Raw genomic sequence first — 7628 nt, forward strand, 5'->3', positions numbered from 1 at the left:
AACAGCTTTGTTATCCTGCAAGGATCAACCTGTATTACGAAGCCCTGCTGCAATACCGTTGATGGTCAGCAGCACTTCCCGAAGCAGATCCGGATCGTCCTGCTCCTGCTCCCTCAGCTCGCGCAGCTCGTTAAGCAGTTGGACTTGCAAATAACTGAGCGGATCCACGTAAGGGTTACGGAGTCGAATCGATTCCTGTAGGACTGGCTGGTTATCCAGAATATCCTGCTGTCCCGTAATCTTAAGAACAAGCTCTTTCGTCAGGTTGAATTCTTCCTGAATCAGACCGAAGATACGTTCGCGGGCTTGATCATCCTTCGTCATCAAAGAATACTCTTTGGCGATGATCAGATCAGCCTTGGCAAGAGCCATCTGAAGGGTATCGATCAGCGACGTAAAGAACGGATAGCTCGTGTACATCTTCTGAAGCACCTTCATATTCTCTTCCTTGCCCTGGTAGAAGCTCTGTAAGCCCGTACCAGCCGCGTACCATGCAGGAAGCAGGTAACGGCTCTGAGTCCACGCAAACACCCAAGGGATGGCTCTGAGGTCCTCAAAACGGTCACTGTTCTTACGTTTGGATGGTCGGGAGCCAATATTCAGCTCTCCCACCTCAGGAAGCGGCGTGGATTCCTTGAAGAAGCTCAGGAAATCCGGATCACGGAAGATCAGATCCTGATATTTTTTCTGTGAAGCGGCCGAGATCCTCGAGGAAATCTCTTCCCACTCTTTTTCAGTCGATTCTTTTTCAGGGTAACGGGCATTAAGAGAAGCCGTTATAAGTGCTGAAGTCGCCTGGTCCAAACTGCGGTAGGCGATTCCCTTCAAGGAGTAACGGGAAGAAATAACTTCGCCTTGCTCCGTGATTTTGATGCCACCCGCAATGGTTGATGCCGGTTGAGCCAAAATGCTGCGGTTCAGAGGCATACCACCGCGCCCAAGCGATCCGCCGCGTCCATGGAAGTATTTCACCTTGATGCCATACTCATTGGCTGCAGCCGTAATATCTTTGAGTGCTACCTGGAGCTCCCAGTTCGCTGTAATGGCTCCGCCGTCCTTATTGCTGTCAGAGTAACCCAGCATAATTTCCTGAAGCTCATTCATGGCGCTAACCGCTTCTCGGTAGATCGGCAGGCTGAAGAGCTTACGCATAATATCAGGTGCGGCATGCAGGTCCTCGATCGTCTCAAACAATGGCGCAGCCTGCAAAGTAGCTATTACAGAACCGTCATTGTCCTTGCGGAAAAGTCCGACTTCTTTGGCAAATACCATCACTTCCAGAATGTCGCTTGCGCCCTCGGACATACTGATCAAATAACTTGAAATACATTTCACGCCGAACTCCTGCTGCGCACGGAAGACGGTACGGTATACTTCAAGGCATTCTTCGGTGCTGTCGCTGTACTCTTGATAAGGCGTAGTCAACGGACGAGGATCGTTAAGCAAGTTATTAAGCAGCTCGATCTTCTCATCTTCACTTAATTGGGCATAATCCTGAGTCACGTTCATTTTACGAAGAATTTCGGCCATAGCATTTTCATGCTCTTGGCTATGCTGTCTGATATCCAGCGTTGCTGTATGGAAACCAAACAACTCCGCCTGACGAATCAGTTTTTGAATATACGTGTCTGCAACATAGTCAGCAAAATGGAAACGCAAGCTTCGATCAATGATATTCAAGTCTTCGATAAATTCCTCAGGGGACTGATAACGCTCGCCACCAGTCATGTTCTCATCAAGAATATGACTCATTTTAGCCAACATATATACCAGTTTTACACGATAAGGCTCTTTCTCATTGTGCCAAATTTCCATCTTCTTCAGTGTTACATGCTCGCGGTCTTTTTCAATGGATTGAAGCAATTCATCCGAAACGCTCACGATGGATGAGCTGAAGCTGAGGTATTTCATGAATTCACGCAAAATCCGCTGGTATTCACGAATCGCTAGCTTCCGCTGCATTTCAAGCGTTCTCCATGTTACGTCCGCCGTCACTGAAGGATTTCCGTCCCGATCGCCACCGATCCACGAACCGAAACGCAAATAGGTTGGAACGTGCCAATGGTGACCCGGATAATATTTACTTAGGCAGCGCTCCAGTTCTTGATAAACCTCTGGCAGAATGTGAAACAGGGTCTCGTGAAAATAATACATACCGTTTCTAACCTCATCAAGAACCGTCGGCTTACGGTCACGAAGCTCGTCGGTTTGCCACAGCGTAATCACTTCATTCAGTAGTTTCTCCCGAAGCTGCTCTCGTTCGCGGAATGTCAGTGTCGGGTTGTCCAATTGCATCACATCGTCCGCTATCCGTTTATGAATATCCAGAATAGCCCGACGCATCGCTTCTGTTGGATGAGCTGTCATTACCAGCTCAAGGGATAGACTTTCGAGAATTTCTTGAACTTCTTCAAACGTAATATTGCGCTCTTTCAAATCCTGGACCGCACTTTCAATGGAACCTGGTTGAACACTCTCCCCGGCGGAACGCTCGTAATCGCGTTTGCGACGAATGCGATGATTCTGTTCCGCGATATTAACCAATTGAAAATAAATGGCAAACGCGCGAATCACCTGATGGCGAATGTCGGGCTCCAATGTGCTGATGATCCTTTTGAAATCTGCAAACAATTCTGGCAGGAATACGGATCGCAACGATTTACTCGTTTCACGAATTTTCTCAACTATATCTAAAAGCTCATTGCCACCTTGGTGGACCAGAACTTCTCCAAGAATATTGCCAAGGAACCGTACATCCCGCCGCAGCAGATTGTTGGAATTGCTCTTTGCGGTTACTGTAAGTTCAGTCATGCTACTCCTCCCATCTCAACCCGTTTCAGCAGTTTGTCTATAGGACGTAACGCCTTCCTAACATCATACAATAAAAGCGCATGAAAATCTGCATTTTCCAGGCGAAAAAATTAGCCAAATCGACAAAACTAATGATATTGATATACCCATATACCATGGACATTAGTCCTATAAACCTTGACCCAACTATGTTCTTTAGTACATTAACACTTCGCAGGAGAGTCGTGTGAATATGTAAAAAAACATCACACACGGTGATGTCCTGCTTATGTATGGAGCGGGTGATGGGAATCGAACCCACGCTACCAGCTTGGAAGGCTGGAGTTCTACCATTGAACTACACCCGCATATGAACCCACAAAAGTGACGCTATGCTTTGGAGCATATTCCGATTACTTTTGTGGGGCTCTACTCTTAAACAAATCGGGATGACACGATTTGAACATGCGACCCCCTGGTCCCAAACCAGGTGCTCTACCAAGCTGAGCTACATCCCGATATTAATCTTTTGTTTGAAAAATGGCACGCCCTGAGAGATTCGAACTCCCGACCTTTTGATTCGTAGTCAAACGCTCTATCCAGCTGAGCTAAGGGCGCAAATGGAGCGGACGACGGGAATCGAACCCGCGACCCTCGCCTTGGCAAGGCGATGCTCTACCGCTGAGCCACGTCCGCAAATAATGGTGCGCGTGGAGGGACTTGAACCCCCACGTCAAAGACGCTAGATCCTAAGTCTAGTGCGTCTGCCAATTCCGCCACACGCGCACAAGATGAAACAATGGTGAGCCATGAAGGACTCGAACCTTCGACACCCTGATTAAAAGTCAGGTGCTCTACCAACTGAGCTAATGGCTCGCATTTCAGGCCTCCGAAAAGTATTCGGAATCACCTTCAAAGCTTAACTTCACTTTTAGGATGAAGTGGCTGGGGATATAGGATTCGAACCTATGCATGACGGAGTCAAAGTCCGTTGCCTTACCGCTTGGCTAATCCCCAAAATCGATGAGTACTTTTATCTTGCCGATTCTCGTTAGAATCATGCATTAAATGGTGGAGGCTGAGGGGATCGAACCCCCGACCCTCTGCTTGTAAGGCAGATGCTCTCCCAGCTGAGCTAAGCCTCCGTATAAACTCACGGGATTCTCATCCCCTGATGCTTTAAAGATAGTGGTGACCCGTAGGGGATTCGAACCCCTGTTACCTCCGTGAAAGGGAGGTGTCTTAACCCCTTGACCAACGGGCCACAATTTCATGATACATGTCCAATTCAAAAGCGAATCTGGAGCTTCCAACCGGGATCGAACCGGTGACCTCATCCTTACCATGGATGCACTCTACCTACTGAGCTATGGAAGCAAGTGGCTCCCCGAACAGGACTCGAACCTGTGACAACTCGATTAACAGTCGAGTGCTCTACCAACTGAGCTATCAGGGAATATGTACCGCTTGGCGACGTCCTACTCTCCCGGGACCCTTCGGTCCAAGTACCATCGGCGCTGGAAGGCTTAACGGTCGTGTTCGGTATGGGAACGCGTGGAACCCTTCCGCCATCGCCACCAAACGGCTCAGATGCTTGATCACCTGAAAACTAGATACGAAACGAATTTGCAGCACATTGAAATATGTTTTGGATAAGCCCTCGACCGATTAGTATTGGTCAGCTCCATGCATTGCTGCACTTCCACCTCCAACCTATCTACCTCGTGGTCTTCAAGGGGTCTTACGAATTGGGAAATCTCATCTTGAGGGGGGCTTCACGCTTAGATGCTTTCAGCGCTTATCCCTTCCGTACGTAGCTACCCAGCCATGCTCCTGGCGGAACAACTGGTGCACCAGCGGTACGTCCATCCCGGTCCTCTCGTACTAAGGACAGCTCCTCTCAAATTTCCTACGCCCACGACAGATAGGGACCGAACTGTCTCACGACGTTCTGAACCCAGCTCGCGTACCGCTTTAATGGGCGAACAGCCCAACCCTTGGGACCTACTTCAGCCCCAGGATGCGATGAGCCGACATCGAGGTGCCAAACCTCCCCGTCGATGTGGACTCTTGGGGGAGATAAGCCTGTTATCCCCAGGGTAGCTTTTATCCGTTGAGCGATGGCCCTTCCATGCGGTACCACCGGATCACTAAGCCCGACTTTCGTCCCTGCTCGACTTGTAGGTCTCGCAGTCAAGCTCCCTTATGCCTTTGCACTCTTCGAATGATTTCCAACCATTCTGAGGGAACCTTGGGGCGCCTCCGTTACTCTTTAGGAGGCGACCGCCCCAGTCAAACTGCCCGCCTGACACTGTCCCCGTACCGGATTACGGTACCAGGTTAGAACCTAGATACGATCAGGGTGGTATCCCAACGTCGCCTCCACACAAGCTGGCGCTCATGCTTCAAAGGCTCCCACCTATCCTGTACAGATCGTACCCAAATCCAATATCAAGCTGCAGTAAAGCTCCATGGGGTCTTTCCGTCTTGTCGCGGGTAACCTGCATCTTCACAGGTATTAAAATTTCACCGGATCTCTCGTTGAGACAGCGCCCAAGTCGTTACGCCATTCGTGCGGGTCAGAATTTACCTGACAAGGAATTTCGCTACCTTAGGACCGTTATAGTTACGGCCGCCGTTTACTGGGGCTTCGGTTCACAGCTTCGGGATTACTCCCTAACCGCTCCCCTTAACCTTCCAGCACCGGGCAGGCGTCAGCCCGTATACTTCGCCTTACGGCTTCGCACAGACCTGTGTTTTTGCTAAACAGTCGCTTGGGCCTTTTCACTGCGGCCCCCTCGGGCTATTCACCCTACCGAGGCACCCCTTCTCCCGAAGTTACGGGGTCATTTTGCCGAGTTCCTTAACGAGAGTTCTTCCGCGCGCCTTAGAATTCTCTTCTCGCCTACCTGTGTCGGTTTGCGGTACGGGCACCTTCACCTGACTAGAGGCTTTTCTTGGCAGTGTGAGATCATGACCTTCGCTACTATAATTTTCACTCCCCATCACAGCCCAGCCTTATCGATGTGCGGATTTGCCTACACATCAGCCTCACTGCTTGGACGGACATCCATCAGTCCGCGTCACTACCCTCCTGCGTCACCCCATCGTTCATAACGGTTTACGGTGGTACAGGAATTTCAACCTGTTGTCCTTCGATTACGCCTTTCGGCCTCACCTTAGGTCCCGACTTACCCTGAGCGGACGAGCCTTCCTCAGGAAACCTTGGGCTTTCGGCGGATCAGATTCTCACTGATCTTTTCGTTACTCATACCGGCATTCTCACTTGTATGCTGTCCAGCGCTCCTTACGGTACACCTTCAACCTACATACAACGCTCCCCTACCCCTGATGCAAAGCATCAAGCCATAGCTTCGGTGGTGTGTTTAGCCCCGTTACATTTTCGGCGCAGAGTCACTCGACCAGTGAGCTATTACGCACTCTTTAAATGGTGGCTGCTTCTAAGCCAACATCCTGGTTGTCTGTGCAACTCCACATCCTTTCCCACTTAACACACACTTGGGGACCTTAGCTGATGGTCTGGGCTGTTTCCCTTTTGACAATGGATCTTAGCACTCACTGTCTGACTCCCGGATATAAGTCTATGGCATTCGGAGTTTGACTGAGCTTGGTAACCCTTGCGGGCCCCGCACCCAATCAGTGCTCTACCTCCACGACTCTCAATTCCGAGGCTAGCCCTAAAGCTATTTCGGGGAGAACCAGCTATCTCCGAGTTCGATTGGAATTTCTCCGCTACCCCCACCTCATCCCCGCATTTTTCAACATACGTGGGTTCGGGCCTCCAGTGCGTGTTACCGCACCTTCACCCTGGACAGGGGTAGATCACACGGTTTCGGGTCTACGTCCACATACTAATTCGCCCTATTCAGACTCGCTTTCGCTGCGGCTACGGCTTCTCGCCTTAACCTTGCATGGGAACGTAACTCGCCGGTTCATTCTACAAAAGGCACGCCATCACCCATAGATAGGGCTCTGACTTCTTGTAAGCACACGGTTTCAGGATCTATTTCACTCCCCTTCCGGGGTGCTTTTCACCTTTCCCTCACGGTACTGTTTCACTATCGGTCGCTAGGGAGTATTTAGCCTTAGCAGATGGTCCTGCTGGATTCATACGGGGTTTCACGTGCCCCGCACTACTCGGGATCCGTCTCGGAGGGAATATACTTTCGGCTACAGGGCTTTTACCTCTTATAGCGGGCCTTTCCAGACCTCTTCGCCTAATAAATTCCTTTGTAACTCCATGTGAGACGTCCCACAACCCCAGAGAGCAAGCTCTCTGGTTTAGGCTGTTCCGCGTTCGCTCGCCGCTACTGACGGAATCACTCTTGTTTTCTCTTCCTCCAGGTACTTAGATGTTTCAGTTCCCTGGGTATGCCTCCTCGTATCCTATGTATTCAGATACGGGTAACTGACTATTACATCAGCTGGGTTTCCCCATTCGGACATCCCCGGATCGAAGCTTGCTTACAGCTCCCCGAGGCAGTATCGTTGTTCGCCACGTCCTTCTTCGGCTCCTAGCGCCTAGGCATCCTCCGTGTGCTCTTAGTAGCTTAACCAATTGCTCCGGTTATTGTGCTCATCGCTCTGTTGTCCGTTTGTTTCCTGATCTACTAAACGAGTTAATAGGTGGAAACAAACTTCCAAAGGATCGATGATCCCAAAACCTTCGCGCTACTTTTCATTAAACTTGTTGACACAAGTTCAGCTAAAAGGATATTTCTAATTGCGCAAATTCGTTTCGTTATCTAGTTTTCAAGGATCAACCCCAGTCTTTCGACCGGAAGATTATCATACCATGTTATAATCTGCAGTTCAAC

General features: G+C 49.9%; 1 protein-coding gene, 11 tRNA genes and 2 rRNA genes. All 14 read right to left on the reverse strand.

The genetic code is table 11. The features are described from left to right. Positions 1 to 24 precede the first annotated feature (24 nt). The 14 genes from ppc to MHH48_RS31410 all read right to left on the reverse strand — a co-directional run bounded on the left by ppc (position 25) and on the right by MHH48_RS31410 (position 7367). Entirely contained in the window at positions 25 to 2811 is a 2787-nt protein-coding gene (gene ppc, locus MHH48_RS31345) for a phosphoenolpyruvate carboxylase (protein ID WP_076325273.1), read from the reverse strand. A 273-nt stretch (positions 2812 to 3084) separates the two neighbouring features. Further along, positions 3085 to 3158 (reverse strand) — tRNA-Gly (locus MHH48_RS31350). Between the two features lie 76 nt (positions 3159 to 3234). After that, positions 3235 to 3308, reverse strand: a tRNA-Pro gene (locus MHH48_RS31355). Positions 3309 to 3331: 23 nt separating this feature from the next. Next, positions 3332 to 3408, reverse strand: a tRNA-Arg gene (locus tag MHH48_RS31360). 3 nt (positions 3409 to 3411) lie between these two features. After that, a tRNA-Gly gene (locus MHH48_RS31365) sits at positions 3412 to 3486 on the reverse strand. A gap of 6 nt (positions 3487 to 3492) precedes the next feature. Continuing rightward, positions 3493 to 3576 (reverse strand) — tRNA-Leu (locus MHH48_RS31370). 14 nt (positions 3577 to 3590) lie between these two features. Continuing rightward, a tRNA-Lys gene (locus tag MHH48_RS31375) sits at positions 3591 to 3666 on the reverse strand. 66 nt (positions 3667 to 3732) lie between these two features. Next, positions 3733 to 3807, reverse strand: a tRNA-Gln gene (locus MHH48_RS31380). Positions 3808 to 3859: 52 nt separating this feature from the next. Continuing rightward, positions 3860 to 3935, reverse strand: a tRNA-Val gene (locus MHH48_RS31385). Positions 3936 to 3979: 44 nt separating this feature from the next. Then, positions 3980 to 4054: transfer RNA gene (locus MHH48_RS31390), tRNA-Glu, on the reverse strand. 37 nt (positions 4055 to 4091) lie between these two features. Then, positions 4092 to 4167 (reverse strand) — tRNA-Thr (locus MHH48_RS31395). 3 nt (positions 4168 to 4170) lie between these two features. After that, positions 4171 to 4246 (reverse strand) — tRNA-Asn (locus MHH48_RS31400). 9 nt (positions 4247 to 4255) lie between these two features. Next, positions 4256 to 4372 (reverse strand): 5S ribosomal RNA (gene rrf, locus MHH48_RS31405). Between the two features lie 66 nt (positions 4373 to 4438). Further along, a 23S ribosomal RNA gene (locus tag MHH48_RS31410) occupies positions 4439 to 7367 on the reverse strand. Between the last annotated feature and the right edge of the window lie 261 nt (positions 7368 to 7628).

The sequence above is a fragment of the Paenibacillus sp. FSL F4-0100 genome (assembly GCF_037993005.1).
In the GTDB taxonomy this organism is placed as follows: domain Bacteria; phylum Bacillota; class Bacilli; order Paenibacillales; family Paenibacillaceae; genus Paenibacillus_AQ.

Coding starts and splice junctions, on each gene's coding strand:
- ppc (WP_076325273.1), bottom strand. CDS start 2,811: ATGACTGAACTTACAGTAACCGCAAAGAGCAATTCCAACAATCTGCTG.